This is a genomic window from Methylobacterium sp. J-092 (genome assembly GCF_022829325.1).
In the GTDB taxonomy this organism is placed as follows: Bacteria; Pseudomonadota; Alphaproteobacteria; order Rhizobiales; family Beijerinckiaceae; genus Methylobacterium.
Genome location: NZ_JAKSXU010000169.1, coordinates 1 through 20802, shown reverse-complemented (window position 1 = coordinate 20802; position 20802 = coordinate 1). Strand labels below are relative to the sequence as shown.

22 protein-coding genes and 1 pseudogene are annotated in these 20802 nt (G+C 70.1%); 14 read left to right on the top strand and 9 right to left on the bottom strand.

Annotated elements, in window-relative coordinates; all coding sequences use genetic code 11:
* Positions 1–5: 5 nt before the first annotated feature.
* The 4 genes from MKK60_RS20120 to MKK60_RS20105 all read right to left on the bottom strand — a co-directional run bounded on the left by MKK60_RS20120 (position 6) and on the right by MKK60_RS20105 (position 4106).
* Positions 6–992, bottom strand: a complete 987-nt coding sequence (locus tag MKK60_RS20120; protein ID WP_243988336.1) for a chlorophyllide a reductase iron protein subunit X — start codon at positions 990–992, stop codon at positions 6–8.
* Positions 989–1924, bottom strand: a complete 936-nt coding sequence (bchC, locus tag MKK60_RS20115; protein WP_147843839.1) for a chlorophyll synthesis pathway protein BchC — start codon at positions 1922–1924, stop codon at positions 989–991. The genes MKK60_RS20120 and bchC overlap by 4 nt, the downstream gene beginning before the upstream one ends.
* 86 nt (positions 1925–2010) lie before the next feature.
* Complete coding sequence (locus tag MKK60_RS20110) at positions 2011–3225, bottom strand: acetylserotonin O-methyltransferase (RefSeq protein WP_243988335.1); 1215 nt, start codon at positions 3223–3225, stop codon at positions 2011–2013.
* An 11-nt stretch (positions 3226–3236) separates the two neighbouring features.
* Entirely contained in the window at positions 3237–4106 is an 870-nt protein-coding gene (locus MKK60_RS20105; protein WP_243988334.1) for a polyprenyl synthetase family protein, read from the bottom strand.
* Between the two features lie 106 nt (positions 4107–4212).
* Between MKK60_RS20105 and crtD the strand changes: the two genes are divergently transcribed.
* Together crtD and MKK60_RS20095 are read left to right on the top strand one after the other, a co-directional pair.
* On the top strand, positions 4213–5751 hold the full coding sequence (crtD, locus tag MKK60_RS20100) for a 1-hydroxycarotenoid 3,4-desaturase CrtD (protein ID WP_243988339.1): 1539 nt from the start codon (positions 4213–4215) through the stop codon (positions 5749–5751).
* Positions 5748–6605 carry a carotenoid 1,2-hydratase gene (locus MKK60_RS20095; RefSeq protein WP_147727369.1) on the top strand — a complete coding sequence of 286 codons (858 nt, stop codon included), beginning with the start codon at positions 5748–5750 and terminating at the stop codon, positions 6603–6605. Before crtD ends, MKK60_RS20095 begins: the two co-directional genes overlap by 4 nt.
* Before the next feature lie 47 nt (positions 6606–6652).
* Here the strand turns inward: MKK60_RS20095 and MKK60_RS20090 are convergent, their stop codons facing one another.
* Positions 6653–8221 (bottom strand): GMC oxidoreductase, encoded by a 1569-nt coding sequence (locus MKK60_RS20090; protein ID WP_243988333.1) that lies wholly within the window; start codon positions 8219–8221, stop codon positions 6653–6655.
* A gap of 242 nt (positions 8222–8463) precedes the next feature.
* On the opposite strand from MKK60_RS20090, the gene MKK60_RS20085 reads away from it, so the two are divergent.
* The 5 genes from MKK60_RS20085 (at position 8464) to MKK60_RS20065 (ending at position 12383) form a co-directional block, all read left to right on the top strand.
* Positions 8464–8940 (top strand): DoxX family protein, encoded by a 477-nt coding sequence (locus tag MKK60_RS20085; protein ID WP_243988332.1) that lies wholly within the window; start codon positions 8464–8466, stop codon positions 8938–8940.
* Positions 8941–8966: 26 nt separating this feature from the next.
* Complete coding sequence (locus tag MKK60_RS20080) at positions 8967–9428, top strand: cupin domain-containing protein (RefSeq protein WP_243988331.1); 462 nt, start codon at positions 8967–8969, stop codon at positions 9426–9428.
* 10 nt (positions 9429–9438) lie between these two features.
* Complete coding sequence (locus MKK60_RS20075; RefSeq protein ID WP_243938553.1) at positions 9439–10341, top strand: SMP-30/gluconolactonase/LRE family protein; 903 nt, start codon at positions 9439–9441, stop codon at positions 10339–10341.
* Positions 10338–11264 (top strand): VOC family protein, encoded by a 927-nt coding sequence (locus tag MKK60_RS20070; RefSeq protein ID WP_243988330.1) that lies wholly within the window; start codon positions 10338–10340, stop codon positions 11262–11264. The genes MKK60_RS20075 and MKK60_RS20070 overlap by 4 nt, the downstream gene beginning before the upstream one ends.
* Before the next feature lie 123 nt (positions 11265–11387).
* Positions 11388–12383, top strand: coding sequence for a catalase family peroxidase (locus tag MKK60_RS20065; RefSeq protein WP_243988329.1), 996 nt, complete (start codon positions 11388–11390; stop codon positions 12381–12383).
* A gap of 21 nt (positions 12384–12404) precedes the next feature.
* On the opposite strand, the gene MKK60_RS20060 is transcribed toward MKK60_RS20065, so the two are convergent.
* Positions 12405–12791 (bottom strand): type II toxin-antitoxin system VapC family toxin, encoded by a 387-nt coding sequence (locus tag MKK60_RS20060; RefSeq protein WP_243988328.1) that lies wholly within the window; start codon positions 12789–12791, stop codon positions 12405–12407.
* Complete coding sequence (locus MKK60_RS20055) at positions 12788–13021, bottom strand: type II toxin-antitoxin system Phd/YefM family antitoxin (protein WP_147727367.1); 234 nt, start codon at positions 13019–13021, stop codon at positions 12788–12790. Before MKK60_RS20055 ends, MKK60_RS20060 begins: the two co-directional genes overlap by 4 nt.
* A gap of 168 nt (positions 13022–13189) precedes the next feature.
* Here MKK60_RS20055 and lgt point away from each other — a divergent pair, with 168 nt between their 5' ends.
* The 4 genes from lgt (at position 13190) to MKK60_RS20035 (ending at position 17205) form a co-directional block, all read left to right on the top strand.
* Positions 13190–14077 (top strand): prolipoprotein diacylglyceryl transferase, encoded by an 888-nt coding sequence (gene lgt / locus MKK60_RS20050; protein ID WP_244028036.1) that lies wholly within the window; start codon positions 13190–13192, stop codon positions 14075–14077.
* Positions 14078–14081: 4 nt separating this feature from the next.
* Positions 14082–15155, top strand: coding sequence for a class I SAM-dependent methyltransferase (locus tag MKK60_RS20045; protein ID WP_243988327.1), 1074 nt, complete (start codon positions 14082–14084; stop codon positions 15153–15155).
* 112 nt (positions 15156–15267) lie between these two features.
* Positions 15268–16038 (top strand): peptidoglycan editing factor PgeF, encoded by a 771-nt coding sequence (pgeF, locus tag MKK60_RS20040; protein ID WP_243988326.1) that lies wholly within the window; start codon positions 15268–15270, stop codon positions 16036–16038.
* A gap of 270 nt (positions 16039–16308) precedes the next feature.
* On the top strand, positions 16309–17205 hold the full coding sequence (locus MKK60_RS20035; RefSeq protein WP_243988325.1) for an outer membrane protein: 897 nt from the start codon (positions 16309–16311) through the stop codon (positions 17203–17205).
* Positions 17206–18725: 1520 nt separating this feature from the next.
* Here the strand turns inward: MKK60_RS20035 and MKK60_RS20030 are convergent.
* Positions 18726–19079, bottom strand: coding sequence for a hypothetical protein (locus tag MKK60_RS20030; RefSeq protein WP_243988324.1), 354 nt, complete (start codon positions 19077–19079; stop codon positions 18726–18728).
* Between the two features lie 118 nt (positions 19080–19197).
* Between MKK60_RS20030 and MKK60_RS20025 the strand changes: the two genes are divergently transcribed.
* From MKK60_RS20025 to MKK60_RS20015, 3 genes are read left to right on the top strand one after another with little or no spacing between them, the layout of a single operon-like run.
* On the top strand, positions 19198–19509 hold the full coding sequence (locus tag MKK60_RS20025; protein WP_243988323.1) for a hypothetical protein: 312 nt from the start codon (positions 19198–19200) through the stop codon (positions 19507–19509).
* A complete protein-coding gene (locus MKK60_RS20020) occupies positions 19497–20033 on the top strand; it encodes a hypothetical protein (RefSeq protein WP_243988322.1) in 537 nt (178 codons plus the stop codon). The genes MKK60_RS20025 and MKK60_RS20020 overlap by 13 nt, the downstream gene beginning before the upstream one ends.
* Positions 20030–20317, top strand: a complete 288-nt coding sequence (locus MKK60_RS20015) for a hypothetical protein (RefSeq protein ID WP_243988321.1) — start codon at positions 20030–20032, stop codon at positions 20315–20317. Before MKK60_RS20020 ends, MKK60_RS20015 begins: the two co-directional genes overlap by 4 nt.
* Before the next feature lie 303 nt (positions 20318–20620).
* Here MKK60_RS20015 and MKK60_RS20010 read toward each other — a convergent pair.
* Positions 20621–20802, bottom strand: a pseudogene (locus tag MKK60_RS20010) (F0F1 ATP synthase subunit B'); the annotation flags it as partial.

The window sequence follows — 20802 nt, the reverse complement described above, 5'->3', positions numbered from 1 at the left end:
GCGCCTCAAACCTCGTCGTAGACGACTTCGAGGGACGGCTTGGCGACGTGGGCGACGCTGCACATGTCCTCGAAGGTCGCCGGCACCAGCACCACGTCGCGGCCGGTGGTCTCGCTGGAGAACAGGCCGAGGAGGCCGTCCTGCGAAAGCGGCGCCGGGTGATTGGGCTTCGCCTCGGCGACGTTCTGGGCGAGATCGGCGAACAGCGAGCCCCAGCGCCCGTCGGGCCGGCCGATGATCTCGTAGTTCGCGCTCTTCCTGCGGATGTCGTCGTCGGCCGGGATCGAGGCCAGCACCGGGATGCCGACGGCGGCGGCGAAGGCCTGGGCCTCGCCGGTGTGGTCGTCCTTGTTGATCACCAGGCCGCCGACGCCGACGTTGCCGCCGAGCTTGCGGAAGTATTCGACCGCGGAGCAGACGTTGTTGGCGACGTAGAGCGACTGCAGGTCGTTCGAGCCGACGACGATGACCTTCTGGCACATGTCGCGGGCGATCGGCAGGCCGAAGCCGCCGCAGACCACGTCGCCGAGGAAGTCGAGCAGGACGTAGTCGAAGCCCCATTCGTGGAAGCCGAGCTTCTCCAAAAGCTCGAAGCCGTGGATGATGCCGCGGCCGCCGCAGCCGCGCCCGACCTCGGGGCCGCCGAGCTCCATCGCGTAGACGCCGTCGCGCTTGAAGCAGACGTCGCCGATCGCCACCGGCTCGCCGGCGAGCTTCTTCCGGGTCGAGGTCTCGATGATGGTCGGGCAGGCCTTGCCGCCGAACAGCAGCGAGGTGGTGTCGCTCTTCGGGTCGCAGCCGATAAGAAGGACCTTCTTGCCCTGCTGGGCCATCATGTAGCTGAGGTTGGCCAGGGTGAACGACTTGCCGATGCCGCCCTTGCCGTAGATCGCGATGATCTGCGTTTCCTTCTTCGCCGGCGCGGTCGCCACCGGATCCGGCTCAATGGCCGCTTCGGCGCGGAGCGCGGCGTTGGTCAGGTGCATGTTCATGCGTTCCTCCAGTCGAGGATCATCTTCAGGCACTCGGGCTCGCCGAAGGCCGTGCGATAGGCCTGCTCCGCCTCCGACGCCGGGCGCCGGTGGGTGATCAGGCCGTCGAGGGAGAGAGCGCCGCGTGCGACGAGCGCGCTCACCGCCGCGAGGTCGTGCGGCCGGAACTCGGCCGCGACCCGGATCCGGGCCTCGCGCAGGAAGGCCGGCGGGAAGGCGAAGGCGAGCGGCGCCTCGTAGAAGCCGGCGAGCACGATCTCGCCGCCGGAGCACAGCCGCCCGATCAGCGTGTCGAGGAGGCTCGCATCGCCGCTGACGTCGGTGATCGTCGCGTAGTCGCGGCGCTCGTCCTGATCGGGGTGGATGACGGGATAGCCGAATTCGCCCCGCGCCCGGACCGGATTGGTCTCCCACACCGTCGGCATCGCGCCGGACAGGGCGGTGAGCCGGGCCAGCAGGCGCCCGAGCACCCCGTGGCCGACGATCAGCGAGCGCTCGCCGGGGGCGTTGCTCGCCATCGCGTGGTAGGCGGTGGCGGCGAGCGCCAGCAGGATCGCCTTCTCGCCCAGGGCGGGGTCGACCGGCACCAGCTTCTCCGCCGGCACGATCAGGTGCGAGGCGGCGCCGCCGAACAGGCCGCGCACCGTGCCGAAGCAGCGCGCGCCCGGCACGAACACCGCTTGGCCGACGCTCAGGTCCGAGCCCGCGGGCGCCGATTCGACGGTGCCGACCGACTCGTAGCCCGGCACCAGCGGGTATCCCATGCCGGGGAAGCTCGGCATCCGCCCGGTCCAGAGCAGGCGCTCGGTGCCGGTGGAGATCCCGCTCCAGGTGACGGCGACCACCGCGTCGCCCTCTGCGGCCGGAGTCAGCGGCAGGCGGTTGAGCGCCAGCACCTCCGGTTTCTCGAGAACGACGGCGAGCGCGTCCATGTGCGGTGCCTCTTCCATCCCTGGCCCGACTCTCCCGGTCGGCCATCAGTCATCCTAGAATGACAACGGAAAGCGTCAAGTCAAATTTACACTTCGCCGCGCTTGCGGGCGACGACGAGGCGCGTCAGCAGGGGACGACGGGTCTTCACGCTGCGGATCGCGTCGAATCCGGCATCGCGAAGCATCGCGGTCAGCTCCTCGACGGTGCGGGCGCGGCCGCTGCCCATGGCGAGCAGGTAGAAGCCGAAATAGGCGTCGCCGATCGGCTCGGCCCCCCGCGTCCCGGCCATCGGCTCGGCGATGAGCAGCGTGCCGCCGGGGGGCAGCGCGTCGTGCGCCGCACGCAGCAGCACCGCGGCGCGGGCGTCGTCGTGGTCGTGGACGATCCGCACCAGCGAGATCGCGTCGGCGCCGCGCGGCAGCGGATCGGAGAAGAAGCTTCCGCCGCGGCAGGCGACCGTCAGGCCCGCCGCACCGAGGCGCGCCTCGGCCCGGGCGGCGACCGCCGGCAGGTCGAACAGCATCAGGTGCAGGCCGGGGTGGCGGGCCGCGGCGGCGGTGACGAAGGCGCCCTCCCCGCCACCGACATCCATCAGGCAGGCGTGCGATCCGAGCGGATAGGCGTCGAGCACGTCCTCGGCGATCAGCGCCTGCGAGGCCGCCATCAGGCGGCTGTAGCCGGCGACCGCCCCGGCCTCCGCGGCGTCCGGCTCGGCGGCCTTGGCGTAGGGCCAGTAACCCGAGAGTTGCGTCGGGGGTCCTTCGCCGCGCAGCAGCGCGACCGGGTCGGCGAGATCGGCGTAGAGCATGGCGTGATGCTCGATCATCGCCGCCACCGACGGGTTGCCGATCAGCGCCGCGCCGAGGTCGGCCAGCGCCCAGCGCGCCTCGGGCAGGCGGCCGATCAGGTCGAGGGAGGCGGCGGCCTTCAGGAGGCGCTCGGCCCGCTCCGGTGCGAGACGGAGGCGCTCGGCCAGCACGGCCGTCGCGAGCGGGCCGGGCTGCAGCGTGTGGAACAGGTCGAGCCGGACGCAGGCGAGCAGCACCTGGGAGTAGGTGAACCCGGCGCAGAGGTCGAACAGCGCCCGGGTGTTCGTCCGCGCGATGCGGCGCGTCAGCGGAAACCCGGCGGCCCAACGCTGGAATGCGGGGCTCGCGACGCCGGCGATGCGGAAGGCGCGCCAGCGCTCGCGAAGGTTTCGAAACGCGAGCCACCCTCCCCCCGCCGAGGCGAGCGGGACGGCGCGGAGGCCGTTCTTCTCCCCGCCGGAGACGATGCCCACGCTGGTTTCCGCCGCCATGCCCCCTCGCCTCAGGCGAATTCGTGGGCGAGGCTCGCGGGCAGGAAGAGCCGGGTCTGCGCGGCGATCTCGGCGCGCAGCGCGTCGGCGCCCGGGCAGGACGGGATCACCTCGATCGCCTCCGCCGAGAGGCGCTTCAGCCGCTCGAGGGCGCCGCCCATGCCGAGGAGCAGGGCGGCGTTCGGCCGGCCGAGGGTAGCGTCGCGGCCGGCGGGCTTGCCGATCTCCTCCTGGCGGCAGGCGACGTCGCGCAGGTCGTCGGCGACCTGATAGGCCTCGCCGAGGCATTCCCCGAGGAGCCGCCACGGCAGCGGCGACGCGCCCGCCGCCGCCGCACCCGCCACCGTCGCGGCGGCGAACAGCGCACCGGTCTTGGCCTGCTGGTAGTTCGACAGCGCGACCTGCTCCTCCGATTCCCAGGCCTGGCCGGCGACGATGCCGGCCGGCGAGCCGACCGCGCGGGCGACCAGCCCGACGAGCGCCGCGAGCCGATGCGGGTTCCTGGCCGCGCCCCGGGCCAACGTCTCGAACGCGAGCACGATCAGCGCGTCGCCGGTGAGCACCGCCAGCGGCTCGCCGAAGGCGACGTGCACGGTGGGCTTCTGCCGGCGGGTCTCGGCGTCGTCGAAGCAGGGCAGGTCGTCGTGGACGAGGGAGGCGCAGTGCAGCAGTTCGATCGCGGCGGCGGCGGACTCGGCGGCGGCCGGATCGTCGTCGCCGCAGGCGGCGGCCACCGCCAGGCAGAGCCGGGGCCGGATGCGATGGCCGCCCGGGAACACGGCGTAGCGGATCGCCTCGGCGAGCCGCGGCGGGGCGCCCGGCGCCTCGGCGTAGGCGACCGCGTTGTCCAGGGTCCGTTCGATGCGCTGGCCTGCGTCCACCGTGACCTCCCATGTCAATTTGCTTTGACTTTTCGAAGTGTCATCTATGATTGACACTTGTCGCGGGTGAGATCAATGCCGGATCGTCGTGCGGCACGGGGGAACGATGGTGATCGAGCGGGTCGTGGTGATCGGGGGCGGCATCGGCGGGCTCGTCGCCGCCCTCCGGCTCGCCGTGGCCGGATGCGCGGTGACGCTGCTCGAGACCGCCGGCGTGCCAGGCGGCAAGATGCGCAGCGTGCCGGTCGGCGGCACCCGGATCGAGGCCGGCCCGACCGTGTTCACCATGCGCTGGATACTCGACGAGATCTTCGCCGAGGCCGGTGCGGATCTGGGTGAGCGGGTCGCGCTGAGCCCCGCCCGCATTCTCGCCCGCCACGCCTGGAGCGCGTCCGAGCGGCTCGACCTGCTCGCCGACGTCGACGCCTCCGTCGACGCGATCGCCGCCTTCGCCGGCGCGCGCGAGGCCGAGGGCTACCGGCGCTTCTGCGCGCGGGCCGAGCAGGTGTTCCACACCCTCGACGCGCCGTTCATCCGCGGCGCCCGGCCCGGACCCGTCGACCTCGCCCGTCGCGCCGGCCTGTCGGGGCTGGGCGACCTGTGGCGGATCCAGCCCTTCGCCACCCTGTGGGGGGCGCTCGGCGACTACTTCCGCGACCCGCGCCTGCGGCAGCTGTTTGCCCGCTACGCCACCTATTGCGGCTCCTCGCCGTATCAGGCGCCGGCGACGCTGATGCTCGTCGCCCATGTCGAGCAGGCGGGCGTGTGGTCGATCGAGGGCGGCTTGAGCCGGCTCGCCGCGGCGGTCGCCGCGCTGGCGCGCGAGCGCGGCGCGACGATCCGCACCGGCGCGCACGTCGCGCGCATCCTGGTCTCGGGCGGTGCGGTCTCGGGCGTGGTCCTCGCCGACGGCGAGCGGATCGCGGCCGACGCGGTGGTGATGAACGGCGACGTCTCGGCGCTCTCCGCCGGGTTGCTCGGGCCCGCGGTGGTCGGCGCCGCCGATCCGGTGGCGCCGGCCGAGCGCTCGCTCTCGGCGATCACCTTCTGCCTGAACGCCCGCACCGCGGGCTTTCCGCTGGCGCACCACACCGTGTTCTTCGGACGCGACTACCGGGCCGAGTTCGACGCGATCCGCCGCGGGCGACTGCCGCCCGACCCCACGACCTACGTCTGCGCGCAGGATCGGGCCGGCGACGCGATGCCGGACGGGCCCGAGCGCCTGCTCTGCCTCGTCAACGCGCCGGCCCGGGGCGAGCGACCCTTCACCGATACGGAGATCGACGCATGCGAAACGACGATGCGGGCACGGCTGACGGCGTGCGGCCTGACGATCTCCGCCGCCGAGACGGCGGTCACCACGCCGGCCCGGTTCGGCACCCTGTTCCCGGCGACCGGGGGGGCGCTCTACGGACGGGCCTCGCACGGCTGGAGCGCGACCTTCAAGCGGATGGGCGCGCGGACCCGGCTGCCGGGCCTGTACCTGGCGGGCGGCAGCGTCCATCCGGGGCCGGGGGTGCCGATGGCGGCGCAATCGGGGCGGATCGCGGCGGACACGCTGCTGGCGGATCGGCGGGCGGCGCGCCCCGCTTCGACACGCCGGTCGGCCGCGACGGCTATGTCTGGTGGTACGTCGACGCCCTGAGCGCGGACGGCACCCAGGGGCTGACCATCATCGCCTTCATCGGCAGCGTGTTCTCGCCCTACTACGCCTGGGACGCCACGCGGAACCCGTTCGAGCACTGCGCCGTCAACGTCGTCCTCTACGGCGCGCGCGAAAACCGCTTCTGCATGACCGAGCGCGGCAGCCGCGCCCTGTCGCGCGATGCGACGCAGATCCGGATCGGGCCGAGCGGCATGGCCTGGGACGGCACCTCGCTCACCATCACCCTCGACGAGACCACGGCGCCGGTCCCGTCGCGGGTCCGCGGCACGGTGAAGCTTCATCCCGGCGGGATCACGCCCGGGCCCTTCACCCTGGACGCGCGGGGCGCGCATCGCTGGTGGCCGATGGCGCCGTCCTCGCCCGTCGAGGTCGCGCTCGACGCGCCGTCCGTGCGCTGGTCCGGCACCGCCTACTTCGACACCAATCACGGCGACGAGCCGCTGGCCGAGGCCTTCACGAGCTGGACCTGGTGCCGGGCGGACCTCGGCGACGGCGCGGCGATCCTCTACGACGTGTGCCGCCGCGACGGCTCGGGCCAGAACCTCTCGCTCCGCTTCGACCGCACCGGCGCCCGCCGCGATCTCCGCCCGCCCCTCGCCGCGGCCTTGCCGCCGACGCGGTTCTGGCGCGTGCCGCGCGCGACCCGCAGCGACGACGGGCGGGCGGAGGTGGTGCGGACCTTCGAGGACACGCCGTTCTACTCCCGCTCGCTGCTCTCGGCCCGGCTCGCCGGCGAGACGGTGCGCCCGGTCCACGAGAGCCTGTCGCTCGACCGCTTCCGCAATCCGCTGGTGCGGCTGATGCTGCCGTTCCGGATGCCGCGGCGGGCGTGACGACCAGGCGCCACGCGCTCGTCCGAAGCGGGTCGCGATCGTGCCCGTCAGCCCAGCCGTTCGGCGATGTGGTCGGCGACGCGCAGCGCGTTGGCGACGATCGTCAGCGTCGGGTTCACGGCGCCGATCGAGGGGAAGAAGCTCGCATCGGTGACGTAGAGGTTGTCGAGCTCGTGCGCCTTGCAGGTCAGGTCGAGCACGGACGCCTTCGGATCGGTGCCGAAACGCAGCGTGCCGGCCTGATGCGCGGTCCCGCTCAGGGGGATGTTCTTGCCGAGATAGAGCGAGCGCTCGAACAGGTAGGTGTAGAGCCCGCCCGGACGGAGCAGGTCCTCGAGCTTGCCGCGCAGGCGGTCGTGCGCCTCGCGGTTGGTCTCGCGCACGTCGAGGATCACGCGGCCGTCATGGCCGAGCATCACCCGGTTGTCGGGATGCGGCAGGTCCTCGCTCTGCAGCCAGAAGTCCATCGAGTGGCGCGCCACCATCTCGAACGGGGCATTCGGCAGGAAGCCGGTCCATTTCGGAAACTCCTCGCCGCGGATCTGCTCCGGATGCGTCTTGGCGCACATCTGGATCAGGCCCATGGGAAATTCCCAGTCCTTCGACTCGAAGTAGAAGTCCGAGACCGCGAGCGTCTTCTGGAAGACGGTGTCGTTCACCTCCTTCGACAGGGCCATCAGCACCGACATGGTGTGGCGCATGTAGTTGCGCCCGACCTGGTCGGAGCCGTTGGCCAGCCCGTTCGGGTGGGCCGCGTTGGCCGAGCGCAGGAGCAGCAGCGCCGAGGACAGCGCGCCGCACGCGACGACGACGATGTCGGCGGAGTAGCGCTCCGCCCGGCCCTCGCGGGTGACGTTCACCGCCGTCACGGTGCGGCCCGACGGGTCGGTCTCGAGGGTCGAGACGTAGGCGTTGACGAGCAGCGTGACGTTGTCGTGGCGGGCCAGCGTCGGGTCGACGGTCATCACCTGCGCGTCGGCCTTGCCGTTGAGCAGGCACGGGAACCCGTCGAAGGCGTCGCAGCGGATGCAGATGCTGGTCGGCATCGGCTTGCCGTTGCGCTCGTCGAGCTTGATGCCGAGCGGCAGGTGGAACGGGTTGAGGCCGACCTTCGCCCAGTCGTCCGACAGCTTCTGGATGCGCGGCTCGTGGCTGACGGCGGGATGGTCGTAGGGGCCGCTCGCCCACGGCTCGTTCGGATCCTCGCCGCGTTGCCCGTGCACGGCGAACAGCGCCTCCGCCTGCCCGTAATACGGCTCGAACTCGGCATAGGAGACCGGCCAGGCCGGCGAGAGGCCGTCCACGTGACGGACCTCGCCGAAATCGCGCTCGCGCATCCGCAGCAGCGCCGAGCCGTAGACCTTCGAGTTGCCGCCGACATAGTAGTGCAACGCCGGGCTGAACGTGCGGCCGTCGCCGCCGTACCAGGTCTCCTTCGCCTGGTAGGCGCCGTCGACGAAGACAGTCTTCGAATTCCAGTTGTCCTGCGAGCGCGGGAGGTAGTCGCCGCGCTCCAGCAGCAGGATGCGCTTGCCGGTCTTCGCCAGTCGCGACGTCAGCGAGCCGCCGCCGGGGCCCGAGCCGATCACGATGACGTCGTAATGGTCCTCTCGCATCGATCGGCCTCGCACTGCAATACGCTGGAGAAAACGGGTTCGCCGGCCAACGGCACAAGCCTGGAGGCGTTCCAGGCTGGCCGGTCACGGCATCGTGCGCGCTGCGATGCAGCAAACGCACCCGCTTCCGCCGCCCGGCCCGGCAACTGCGGCGGGTGAGCGGCGTTGGGCCCTCGAGCACGAACGCCGCCCCTCCCCCGTCTCGCCCCGGATCTCGCGATGCCCGTCACCCCAGGCCCCCGATGACGTGGCTCGATCTCGTCGCCGTGCCGCTCGCGGCCAAGCTCTGCCTCGTCTTCATGTTTCCGCTCAGCGCCTACGACAAGGTCGCGCACTGGGACGAGGCCATGGGGCAGGCGCGCTCCGGCCCAGTGCCTTTCCCGGCCCTGCTGCTCGTGCTCGGCATCCTCGTCGAGGCGGCGACGCCGGTTCTGATCGTGACCGGCATCTTCGATCGCGCGGCGGCCTTCGTCCTCGCCGGCTTCTGCGCCGTCACCGCGCTGATGTACCACCCGTTCTGGCGGTTCCCCGACTTCTGGTCGAAGAACGGCGAGGGCCGTGCCCATTTCTGGGACTTCTTCAAGAACTTCGGCCTCGTCGGCGGGCTTCTGCTGGTGGTGATCGGCGGCGCCTACGCCCCGGCCTCCGAGGTCGTTCGGCACCCGCTCTCGAGCGGCCCGCAGGCCGCCCCGGCCCTGTCCGCCCCCGACAACCGTTGACGACCCTCTCTCGCAAGGAACCCGACATGGCCGATCAGCACGACGGCGGGCCGCCGCCCAGGATGCCGTACTGGCACGTCTACACCGACGCCGAGGGCGTGAGCCGGCAGGAACGGTTCGCGCTGTCGGCGTTCAAGTTCGAGGGCATCGACCCGCAGACCGCGCCGCAATGGAACGACAAGCAGGCGCCGTCGCAGGCCGGCGTCACCTTCACCGTGCTGCCGGTCGGCTGGGTCGGGCAATGGCACGAGAACCCGCGGCCGCAATGGATCGCCATCCTGTCGGGCCGCTGGTTCGTCGAGACCATGGACGGCACCCGCGTCGAGATGGGACCGGGCGAGCTGATGATGGGCGAGGACCAGAACACCAGGGAGCGCGACGGACGGAAGGGGCACCTCTCCGGCACGGTCGGCGACGAGCCGTGCACGATGATCGTCACCGGCCTCGACGTGACGCCGACCGTGAACCAGCCCGGACGCTTCAAGTAGGCCCGCGCCGATGGATGGCTTCGAGATCACGCAGCCGCGGTTCAAGGCGTTCGTGCTGCCGAACGCGCCGCTGGAGATGCTCGCCGAGGGCTTCCGATGGTGCGAGGGCCCGGTCTGGTTCGGCGACCGCGACGAGCTCCTGTTCTCGGACCTGCCGAACGACCGCGTGATGCGCTGGAGCGAGTCCGGCGGCGTATCGGTGTACCGCTCGGGCACCGGCTTCGAGAACGGGCACGCCCGCGACCGGCAGGGGCGCCTGCTCTCCTGCTCGCACCGCGACCGCCGGATCACCCGGACCGAGCTCGATGGCACGATCACCGCGCTGGTCGAGCGCTACCAGGGCCGCCGGCTGAATTCCCCGAACGACGTCGTCTGCAAGTCGGACGGCACGATCTGGTTCAGCGACCCGCCCTACGGCATCCAGACCGACTACGAGGGCGGCAAGCAGGCCTCCGAGCTGCCCGCCAACGTCTACCGCTTCGACCCGCGCGACGGCTCGCTCGCGGTCGTGGCCGGCGACTTCGACGGGCCGAACGGGCTCGCCTTCTCGCCGGACGAGACGAAGCTCTACGTCGCCGAGAGCGGGCTGCAATTCGCCGAGGCGCCGAAGAAGTTCATCCGCGTCTTCGACGTCGCCGAGAATGGATCGCTCTCGGGCGGCGACGTCTTCCACACGGTCGAGCCGGGCTTCGCCGACGGCTTCCGCCTCGACGACGAAGGCTATCTCTGGTCGGGCGCCGGGGACGGCGTGCATTGCATCGATCCGCACGGCGAGCGCGTCGGCAAGATCCTGGTGCCCGCGACGGTCTCGAACCTCGCCTTCGGCGGCCGCAACGGCAGCCGGCTCTTTCTCTGCGCCTCGCACACCCTCTACGCGATCTACACCAACCGGCGTGGGGCGCGGCTCCTGTGAGCGCCCTGGTCCGATCGATCGCCGGGTTCGAGCGCACCGTCGCGGACCTGACGCGGACGGAGGCGTTTTATCGCGACGGCCTCGGGTTCTCGCGGGTCGGCCCGATCGAGCCGCTGCCGGCTGCGATCGGCGACGCCTACGGATCCCCCGGGGCGGTGGGCTCGCGCCTGACGATGCGGCTCGGCCGGCAGATCGTGGCGTTCCTGGCCTTCGATCCGCCGGGCGCGCCGTACCCGGACGCGCCCAGTGCCACCGATCCGGTCTTCCAGCATCTCGCGATCCCCGTCCGCGCGATGGAGGCCGCGTTCGGGCAGCTCTCGCGCCTGTCGCCGACCGCCGTCAGCGTCGGCGGCCCGCAGGACCTGCCCAAGACGTCGGGCGGCGTGACGGCCTACAAGTTCCGCGATCCCGACGGGCACCCGTTGGAGCTGATCGCCTTCCCCGGCGGCCCCGCCGCCGAGCGCTGGCAGGCCGCGCCCGGCCTGTTCCTCGGCATCGACCACTCGGCGATCACCGTGACGCGCCTCGAGGCCGCGCTCGCCTTCCACGCGGCGCTGCTCGGCTTCCGGGTGGCGCAGCGAGGTCTGAACGCGGGCGAGGCGCAGGCGCGCCTCGACGGCGTCCCCGACCCCGTCGTCGACGTCCTCGGCCTGGAACCCGGCGGCCCTGCGACGCCGCATCTGGAGTTGCTGCACTACCGCCAGCCCGCGACGGAGAAACCGACCCCGGCGCCCTTCGGTCCGCGCGACCGGGCGACGACGCGGCTCGTCCTCGAGACCGCCGACGTCGCCAAAGCCGTCGCGGCGATCCGGCAGGCCGGCCACCCGGCGCGGCTTTCGGCCGACGGCAGCACCGCCTACGCCGAGGGACCCGACGGGCATGGGCTGCGGCTCGTCGGCCCCAACGGCGGCGCGCGCCGATAAACGGCCTCGCATCGCGGCGCGCGGCTCGATCCTTTTGTGCAACTCCAGATCGTGGCAATAGCCATCCATCGCCGCCGGTCGCCGCCTCGGATGCCGGAGGGCCGCCCCGATCCGGAGACCTGCATGACCCGTATTCCGCTCCTCCGACGCGCCCTGGCGGGCGGCCTCATGCTCGCCGGTCTGGCCGGCACGCCGGTCTCGGCCGAGGACGGCACCACCGCCGAGCAGACCGTCGACGCGATGAACACGCTCTGGGGGCAGCATCCGGGCATGCGGGCGAACCACGCCAAGGGGACCGTCGTGGAAGGACGCTTCACGCCGAGCGCCGAGGCGGCCAAGCTCAGCAAGGCCTCTGTCTTCTCCGGTGCCGCCGTGCCGGTCACCGCCCGCTTCTCGGACGCCACCGGCCTCCCGACGATCGCAGACGGCGCGGCCAACGCCAACCCGCACGGGCTCTCGCTCAAGTTCAAGCTCGCCGACGGCAGCGAGATGGACGTCGTCACCAACAGCCTGAAGTACTTCCCCGTCGCCACCGGCGAGGAGTTCCGCGACCTGCTCGTCGCGATCGCGAAGAGCGGGAAGGATGCCGGAAAGCCGACGCCGGCCGAGACCTTCGTGGCGAGCCATCCGGCCGCGGGCAAGGCCGGCGCCACCGCCCGGACCCCGACGAGCCTGGCGCGCCAGACCTACAACGGCGTCAACGCCTTCATCCTCGTCGACGCGAACGGCAAGCGGCAGGCCTTCCGCTACCGCATCGTGCCGGTCGAGGGCGAGGAGCTGCTCGGGTCCGAGGAGGCCGCCAAGCAGGCGCCGGACCACCTGATGAGCGAGATCCGCACGCGGCTCGGCAAGGCGCCGGTCTCCTACAAGGTGCTGGCCCAGCTCGCGGAGCCCGGCGACCGGACCGACGACGCGACCCAGCCGTGGCCGGAGGAGCGCCGCCTGGTCGAGATGGGCACCCTGACGCTGACCAAGCCCGTCGCCGACAGCGCGAGCGCCGAGAAGGCGCTGCTGTTCCTGCCGAACGCCCTCACCGACGGGATCGAGGTCTCGGACGATCCCCTGATCGACGCGCGGGTCCAGGCCTACGCGGTCTCGTTCGGGCGGCGCTCGCAGTGACGGCCGGGCGCGTCGCCCGTCTCACCAGATGCGGGTGACGCGCCCGTCGAAGACGGCATCGGCCGAGATCAGCGGCATCGCGCGGATCGGCGCCGTTGCCGCCGGCAGACGGTCGAACGGGTCGCAATGCGACCAATCCATCGTGCCGGCCATGAGGCAGATCTCACCCGTCAGCGCAGAAGTTCTGCCGCCTTGCTGGAGGAGGAGGTCGGCGAGGCTGTCGGCGAAGGGGGCCATGTCAGGCCATTTGCCGAGGCGCACCTTCTGACCGATTTCAAAGAAGGTGATCGGGCTCACATAAACCGTCGCGGCCGCAGATATGCTTTGCCGCGCCGCAAGGGAGAGGCGACGATCGTTGGTGAGCGACCAAGCCCAGGCATGCGTGTCCAGGAGAAGGCTTCCGCTCAACGCCCACCCTCCCACAGGTCGAGCGCGTCGGCGTCCATCGGTTCGAGGAAGTCGGGACCCGGACCTGTCACGCGACCTTCCAGAAGACCGATCTTGAACGTGGTTTTCGGGATGGCGACCAATCGGACGACGGGCTCGCTTCCACGGGCGATGATGACCTCCTCGCCACGCAGAGCTGCTTCGATCAGCTTGGACAGCTGAGTCTTGGCCGCATGGACGGTTATCTGCATCGCACATTCCCAACTATAAGACGGCACGATCTTAGCTAAGTCGACTAGGTTCGCTAGGCAGGCAGTGCCTCCTCGCCATCGGGCCCGAGGCCTGAGCAAGGACCGATGCCCAGGCTTGACGCCTCCCGGGGCCCACGTCCAATGCCGGCGTTTCCACGGGAGGTCCCGATGCTCTTCGCCCTGCCCTTCCCGGCCATCGATCCGGTCGCCGTCGCGATCGGGCCGATCACCATCAAGTGGTACGCGCTGGCCTACATTGCCGGGCTGATCGGCGGCTGGTTCTACGCCCGCCGCCTGGTGATGGCCGACCGCTACTGGGGCGTGGTGCGGCGCCCGACCACCGCCGACATCGACGACATGATCGTCTGGGTGGCGCTGGGTGTCGTCCTCGGCGGGCGCATCGGCTACGTGCTGTTCTACAATCTGCCGATGTATCTCGACGACCCGATCGAGATCCTGGCGATCCGCAACGGTGGGATGTCGTTCCACGGCGGCTTCCTCGGGGCGATCCTGGCGATGCTGCTGTTCGCGCGCTCGCGAAAGCTCGGCGGCTACACTCTCCTCGATCTGGCCGCCGTGGTCGTGCCGATCGGGCTGTTCTTCGGCCGCATCGCCAACTTCGTGAACGGCGAGCTGTGGGGCCGGGTCGCGCCCGACTTCGCCTATGCCGTCGTCTTCCCCACCGGCGGCCCGCTGCCGCGCCATCCGAGCCAGCTCTACGAGGCGGCGACCGAGGGGCTGCTGCTGTTCATCGTCATGGCGCTCGCGGTGAACCGCTTCGGTTTCCGCAAGCCGGGCCTCCTCGGCGGCATCTTCGTGCTCGGCTATGCCGTCGCGCGGACCGTCTGCGAGCTGTTCCGCGAGCCCGACCGCCAGCTCGGCTACCTGTTCGGCGACCATCTCGGGCCGCTCGGCGGCGGCGTGACCATGGGCATGCTGCTCTGCGTGCCGATGGCCGTTGTCGGGCTGGTCTTCATCGTGCTCGCCGCCCGCGGCGTCACGCGGCCGCGCCATCCCGTCGAGGCCGCCGCGCTGCAGACGGAGACGGCGCGGTGAGGACGTGAGCCCCACCCCCCTCGGCGCCGAGATCGCCGCCCTGATCCGCGAGACCGGGCCGATCGGGATCGACCGCTACATGGCGCTCTGCCTCGGCCATCCGGTGCACGGCTACTACCGCACCCGCGACCCGCTCGGCCCGCGGGGCGACTTCACCACCGCGCCCGAGATCAGCCAGATGTTCGGCGAGCTCGTCGGGGTGTGGATCGCCTCGGTCTGGGCCGCGATGGGGGCGCCGGCCCCGCTGCGCCTGGTGGAGCTCGGCCCCGGCCGCGGCACGCTGATGGCCGACGCGCTGCGGGCGCTGCGCACCGTGGCGCCGACGGCGGCGATCGACCTCCACCTCGTCGAGACCAGCCCGGTGCTGCGGGCGGCGCAGGAGGCGACGCTCGCGACGGCGACGCCGACCTGGCACGCGGACGTCGCCTCGGTGCCGCCCGGCCCGGCGATCGTCGTCGCCAACGAATTCTTCGATTGCCTCCCCGTGCGCCAGTTCGTGCGGACGGCGCGCGGCTGGTGCGAGCGCCTGGTCGGCCTGGCGGACGGCGCCCTCGCCTTCGGCCTCGCGCCCGACCCGACGGTCGCGATCACCGCCGCGGCGGCCGAGGGGGCGCTGATGACCCTGCCCGCCCCCGCCCTCGACCTGGCGCTAACCCTGGCGCGACGCGTCCGCGACCAGGGCGGAGCCTTGCTCGTCGTCGATTACGGCCATGTCCGGCCGGGCTTCGGCGACACCCTCCAGGCGATCGCCGGGCATCGCTTCGTCGGGCCGCTCGACGCGCCGGGCGAGGCCGACCTCACCGTGCATGTCGACTTTCCAGCCCTGGCGCGCGCGGCCGCCGAGGCGGGGGCGGCGATCCACGGCCCCGTCGATCAGCGCGCCTTCCTCGATGCGCTGGGTCTTCCCGCCCGCGCGGGCCGGCTGAAGGCGCGCGCGACGCCGGCCCAGGCCGAGGCGATCGCGGCCGCGTCGCTCCGGCTCACCGATCCGGCCCCCGGCGGGATGGGAAGCCTGTTCAAGGCGATGGCGATCACCCAGCCGACCCTTCCGCCGCCGCCGGGATTCGCGCACGGCTGAGGGCGCCGCGGGTGCCATCGTCACCGCCGGCGCCTTCGGTTATCGACGGGCGGACGTGATCCCGCATCGCGGGCGCGAAGTCTCGCCAGAAGCCGCCATGCCAGGAGCCGCCATGTTCGTCGAAGCGCCGGAACTCAGCTCGCATTCGGGCGTCCGCCACGCCTTCTTCACCCGGCAGGGCGGCGTTTCCGACGGGCTCTACGCCTCCCTCAACGGCGGGCTCGGCTCGCAGGACAGGCCCGAGGCCGTCGCCGAGAACCGTGCGCGGATGTGCGCGCAGCTCGGGCTGCCGGCGGATCGGCTGGTGAGCCTCTACCAAGTGCATTCCGCGCAGGCCGTCGTGGTCGAGGCGCCGTTCGTCTCGTCGGAGCGCCCGAAGGCCGATGCCATGGTGACGCGGGTTCCGGGCCTCGCCCTCGGGATCGCCACCGCCGATTGCGGCCCGATCCTGTTCGCCGATCCCGAGAACGGCGTCGTCGGCGCCGCCCACGCGGGATGGAAGGGCGCGCTGACCGGCGTGGTCGAGGCCACGGTCGCCGCGATGGAAGGGCTCGGCGCCCGCCGCTCGGCGATCGTCGCGGTGCTCGGCCCGACGATCGCGCAGGGCGCCTACGAGGTGGGCACGGATTTCATGACGCGCTTCCGGGACGAGGCGCCGGGATCGGATCGGTTCTTCGCGCCCGGCACGCGGCCCGACCATGCACAGTTCGACCTGCCGGGCTTCGTGCTCTCCCGCCTGGAGCAGGCGGAGATCGGAGAAGCCGCCATCCTCGGCCTGTGCACCTATTCCGACCCGGACCGCTTCTACAGCTACCGCCGGACCACGCATCGCGCCGAGGCGGATTACGGCCGGCTGATCTCGGCGATCGCGCTGACGCCGTAGGCGGGTTCCATCGAAGGAACCGCATGCGACAATCTGTCCAGAGGCGGGACGCGAAAAAAGCGTGGCCGCAAGTGAACCTTGACCATTCGCGTGTGTTTATCGGGACAGGTACCAAGGCAACAACGGCGGGGCGCCACAAAGGGGCCGTCTTCAGGACGGTCGGCGTTACCGCGATGCAACAGCATCCTTGGAGCCATTGACTTAAAGACGGGCAATCGGTGCCGGACGGGCCAAAAGGCCGGCGGCACGAGATGGAATGAGGACCAGACCATGAAATCCATGCTTCGGGGCGTCACCGCCCTCGCCGGCATCGCGCTCGCCGGCTCCGCCTTCGCCGCCGACCTTCCGCGTCGCGCTCCGCCGCCGGTGTTTACCCCGGTTCCGGTGTTCACCTGGACGGGCGCGTACTTCGGTATCAATGCCGGCTACGGCTTCGATGCCAACGACAACCGCGGCGCCACCGTCGTCGGTGTCTCGCCGCAGAACGCGATCTTCGCCGGCCCGGCCGGTGGTAACCGCGCTGGCGTGCTCGCCTTCGGCGGCAGCCGCGGCAACGACGGCTTCACCGGCGGTGGCCAGGTCGGCTACAACTACCAGTTCACCCCGGGCTCGGGCGTCGTAATCGGCATCGAGGCCGACGCGCAGTACGTCGACTTCGGCCAGAACCGCAACCGCTTCTCGTCGGCCACCGTCGCTGGCGGCGGCATCCTGCCCGGCAACCTGATCTACAACCCGTCGGGCCTCTCCAGCCTCGACTACTTCGGCACCGTGCGCGGTCGCCTCGGCTACGCCTTCGACCGCACCCTCGTGTACGGCACCGGCGGCTTCGCCTACGGCAGCGGCGGCGGCCGTGACTTCGGTTCGGGCGTGTCCCGCAACGACTTCCAGACCGGCTGGGCCGCCGGCGCCGGCGTCGAGTACGCCCTGCCGACCGACTCGTTCCTGAACTTCTTCCGCTCCTCGGCCGTGACGCTGAAGGTGGAAGGCCTGTACGTGAACCTCGACCAGGGCGGCCGCAACAACGGCGCCTTCGCCTCCAACTCGACTGGCACCGTGACCCTGACCTCGCCGGGCGTGACCGTCGTGCAGAGCGGCCTGAACCGCAACAACAGCACCGAGTTCGCCGTCGTGCGCGCCGGCCTGAACTACAAGTTCGGCTCGTACTAGGACCTTCGGCCATTCCTTTGGCCGAGGGATCCCCAGCCCGATCAGACTGGCCGCTAGGTCGAACAACGCCTCAGGAGCATGCCTCCTGGGGCGTTTATTGTTTCAGGATCTCGCTGTCTAAGACTCAGATCGGCAACGAAAAAAGCGCGCCGGTTAGGGCGCGCTCGAAGTTGTTTTGTAGATGGAATGGACCCATCTGGATATTAGATAAAACCAGATGCCCTGCAATAGGCTCGTTGTAGCATTCTATTGGTTTCTCGGAGTTGTCCCCGCTACCGCTGTGTCCTTGTCCAGACCTCACGCCATCGATGTCGCTGATCTACGGCAGCGAACGGTAGCAGCACGGTAGGAACGGCAACGCTACGGTAAGAAGCACGGTAAGAGTTGGGGTATCACACTACACGCACTGAAGCTGGATTGGCCGTGCCTGCCTGGATGCCCGCCACCGGCCTCGACAGCGCTTGGTTTCACAGCAATCCGGACCGTGCCTAACGCCTGCGCCGGCAGACGCCCGGCGAAGCTGCTCAATGGACGGTCCCGCCTGGCCCTGGCGTGACGGCGTGGTGCATCATCCGCCGCACCGACGGCGCACTCGAAGCCTCCGGGCTTCCTGACGACGACACCTGGGATGATCACGACGAGGAGCTTGTGGGGTTCTTCGAGACCCTACGGGGGAACGCAGCGTGAAGGCTTACCCTGCAACTCCCCTTAGAAAGCCAGCTCTATGAAGCGACCCCTTACCACCAGCTTTGCATCACCGCCTCCTAGCCAGCCTCAGGTTCCAAAGGACGAACCTGCCGAGGCGTCGCAGCCACCAGCGACTTGGCGCGATACCGCAGCCATCGCCGCCGCTCTGATCGCCATCCTGAGTGCGATGGAAAGCGGACCAAAGGTCGGACCTGCCCTAAAAGCGTACCGCTCGGCCATCCGTCGCCAGGGACAGGAGGCCGTTGCAATAGGCGGGCCCGAGGCGATGGAGGCAGTGTTGCCGGGATGGCGGTCATGAGTATCGTTCTGGCTCAAGTCCGACTGAACGGGCCGTTTCCTGAGGCCATCTCGGTCCTGTCCCCAAGCAGCCGGCGCCCTGACGCGATCACTTGCACCGTCTCACGGCACTCGCATTCTGATCGTGCGACCGCTTCCAGATCGCGCAGGTACCCAATTACAGCGCGACGGGTCTCCGCATCCTGCCCCTGTGCAAGCTGGACCTTTGAGGTGACGAGGACGGGAACGCCCCTCCAAAACTCAGCTCTCGCTACCGAGAGCTTAGCCGTATCCTGGAACCTGATTGAGCCGAAAGCTGGAACGGCACCCTGTGTCGAAATAGTCAGCGTCATACCAATTAGCCTGTGCCGTCCTCGGAGAGGATGCACTTGCCTGATAAGAAACACTGAGGTGCAAGCATTTGATGCTTTAGAAATCGAAGCCTTTAAGCCAGAGGACACATTCTTGTGGCCTGACTGGTGCCCCCTTATCGCTCTAGACCGCGCTTCAGGGCCGATCGCCTTAATGCGACGTGCTCACCACCCCAGCCCGAGCGCGCACGTTTCGTCGCTCGGCTCGACTGTTCGCAGGTTTTCGATCACCACCATCAGTGCTGCGAGCGCCGCTGCGCGAGGTTCGGGCGTCCTCGCATCCCGCTTATCGAGGGCTTCTGCGAAGGCGACAGACGCTACCACAGCCTCGGCGATCGCCATGTCGAGCCAGGGTGGTACGACGACGCGCCGCTTCAGGCTCGCCGCCGTGCTGGAAGCTGCAAAGATCACCGCCTCACGCATGCCCAGCGTACCAGTCTCGATCGCCGCTACCCACGGCCTCATCACTGTCGCGAGCAGCGGCTGCAGCTCCGCGTCCTCCAAAATCCGACCCATCACTTACTCACTCCGATCTGCCAATCATCCGTCGCCGAGATCGTCCGGCACCTCGGCGATGATTATTGGACCCGGCCACTACGACAACCCGTTTCTAGAAATAGGTCCGGGAGACTCTGCCATGCTATCGCCTCGCGACCACACCGAGACCCAGACCTTCGATCCGCCGATCGGCGGCACGGTCGCTGCAGCCGAAACCGCGATCCTGTCGCTTTTGACCGCTGCCGAACGCCATCAGGTCGGCTCGCCGGCCGCCAAGGCCTTTACCGCCGCGATCCGGCGGAAGGGCGAGGAGCTGATCACCGCTGGTGGCGGGGGCGATGCGCTCGACTACGTGGCCAGCCGCATCCACGCCGCAGCACCAGAGAAGGCCACCGAGCGCGAGGCGATCCTCGCTGCCGCATGGGTCGAGTTGCCTGGGTGGCGCTCGTGATCCCAGCGGACATCGCCACGAAGCTCGCCAAGCTCCTGCCGCGGCTCGGAAGCGAGCATGACGGCGAGGTTGTCGCCACCGTGCGTGCGATCGGTCGGACGCTGAGTGCCGCGGGCCTCGACTGGCATGCCCTCGCCGCTGCTGTTGAGGCACCATCCAGCGGCCCCCGTCCCTTCGATCTGTCCACCTTCGCCGACATGATGGCCGAGGCAGCACAAGCGACGACCGCTCGCGACGACGCTGGTAAGGCCCCAGAAGCACCTACCCGAGCCTGGGGCATGAAGCTCTGGGAAGACCGCGTCGAGCCCTGGACTACCGTCGCGCAGCACGCCCTCATGCTCGACTGGACGTTCCTCAAGGCACAGGGCGGTCGCATCCTGACGAAGGAGGAGCGGAGGCGTCTGAAGGAATGGGCACGCCTCGGCCTTCTCACTAATGCTGAGGCCGATTGGCTGTCCGGCGTTGTTCAGCGCCTACACGCTGTCGCTGAGAAGGCCCGCGCCGATCAGAGAAAGACGGCATGACCCTGCGCGAACAAGCCGCCTTCGCCGCCGGCATCCAGGCCGCGCGCCAAGCCGTCATGACGGCCGCTGTTACCATCGAGGTCCGCGACGACGCCCGAGAGCTTCGCCAGCAGGCCGCTGCGGCAGCGCTCCACGGCCTCGCCGCCGGGCTGAAGGCGGCATTCCTCGATCCCCGAGCCGAGCCCGATCCGACAACCTCGACCTGCATTCCACCTGCATTTGCAGACCCCGATGAGGGAACAGGTGCCATAGGTTCTGTCTATGAAAATGACGTGGTAGGATAGGCCATGACCACGGCAGGCAAGTTCGAGCCTGGCCAGTCCGGCAATCCAGCCAGCAAGGCTAAGGGTACGCTGCACTGGTCAGCCCCCATTGAAGTGGTCCGCCCTTTGGTATGGCTTTTGAGCCTGGAGGACGGACGAGATGGCAAAGCACCCGAAGCCCGAGGAGATCGTCGCGAAGCTACGTCAGGCGGACCACTTCAATGGGGGCTGACCAGTGCAGCGTACCCTTAGCCTTGCAGGCTGGATTGCCGGACTGGCCAGGCTCGAACTTGCCTGCCGTGGTCATGGCCTATCCTACCACGCCTCGGCGGCGGCGGCGAGCTCGGTGCGGGTGCCCTGCGCGCTCTCGCGGGCCTTGCCCTGCGCGTCGCGCAGCGACTTGGCGTAGGCCTCGCCGGCGGCGTCGGCTTCCGTCTTCATCGCCTGCGCCTGGTCGAGGTCGGCGGCGAGGCGCGCGGAGCGGTCGTGGAGAATGCCCTGGATGC

Bases quoted from the DNA above. Each gene is read 5' to 3' on its own strand.
- MKK60_RS20085 (WP_243988332.1), top strand. From the start codon at position 8,464: ATGACGTGGCTCGATCTCGTCGCCGTGCCGCTCGCGGCCAAGCTCTGC.
- MKK60_RS20090 (WP_243988333.1), bottom strand. From the start codon at position 8,221: ATGCGAGAGGACCATTACGACGTCATCGTGATCGGCTCGGGCCCCGGC.
- MKK60_RS20065 (WP_243988329.1), top strand. From the start codon at position 11,388: ATGACCCGTATTCCGCTCCTCCGACGCGCCCTGGCGGGCGGCCTCATG.
- MKK60_RS20110 (WP_243988335.1), bottom strand. From the start codon at position 3,225: ATGGCGGCGGAAACCAGCGTGGGCATCGTCTCCGGCGGGGAGAAGAAC.
- pgeF (WP_243988326.1), top strand. From the start codon at position 15,268: ATGTTCGTCGAAGCGCCGGAACTCAGCTCGCATTCGGGCGTCCGCCAC.
- lgt (WP_244028036.1), top strand. From the start codon at position 13,190: ATGCTCTTCGCCCTGCCCTTCCCGGCCATCGATCCGGTCGCCGTCGCG.
- crtD (WP_243988339.1), top strand. From the start codon at position 4,213: ATGGTGATCGAGCGGGTCGTGGTGATCGGGGGCGGCATCGGCGGGCTC.
- MKK60_RS20120 (WP_243988336.1), bottom strand. From the start codon at position 992: ATGAACATGCACCTGACCAACGCCGCGCTCCGCGCCGAAGCGGCCATT.
- MKK60_RS20035 (WP_243988325.1), top strand. From the start codon at position 16,309: ATGAAATCCATGCTTCGGGGCGTCACCGCCCTCGCCGGCATCGCGCTC.
- MKK60_RS20080 (WP_243988331.1), top strand. From the start codon at position 8,967: ATGGCCGATCAGCACGACGGCGGGCCGCCGCCCAGGATGCCGTACTGG.
- MKK60_RS20075 (WP_243938553.1), top strand. From the start codon at position 9,439: ATGGATGGCTTCGAGATCACGCAGCCGCGGTTCAAGGCGTTCGTGCTG.
- MKK60_RS20055 (WP_147727367.1), bottom strand. From the start codon at position 13,021: ATGCAGATAACCGTCCATGCGGCCAAGACTCAGCTGTCCAAGCTGATC.
- bchC (WP_147843839.1), bottom strand. From the start codon at position 1,924: ATGGACGCGCTCGCCGTCGTTCTCGAGAAACCGGAGGTGCTGGCGCTC.
- MKK60_RS20025 (WP_243988323.1), top strand. From the start codon at position 19,198: ATGCTATCGCCTCGCGACCACACCGAGACCCAGACCTTCGATCCGCCG.
- MKK60_RS20015 (WP_243988321.1), top strand. From the start codon at position 20,030: ATGACCCTGCGCGAACAAGCCGCCTTCGCCGCCGGCATCCAGGCCGCG.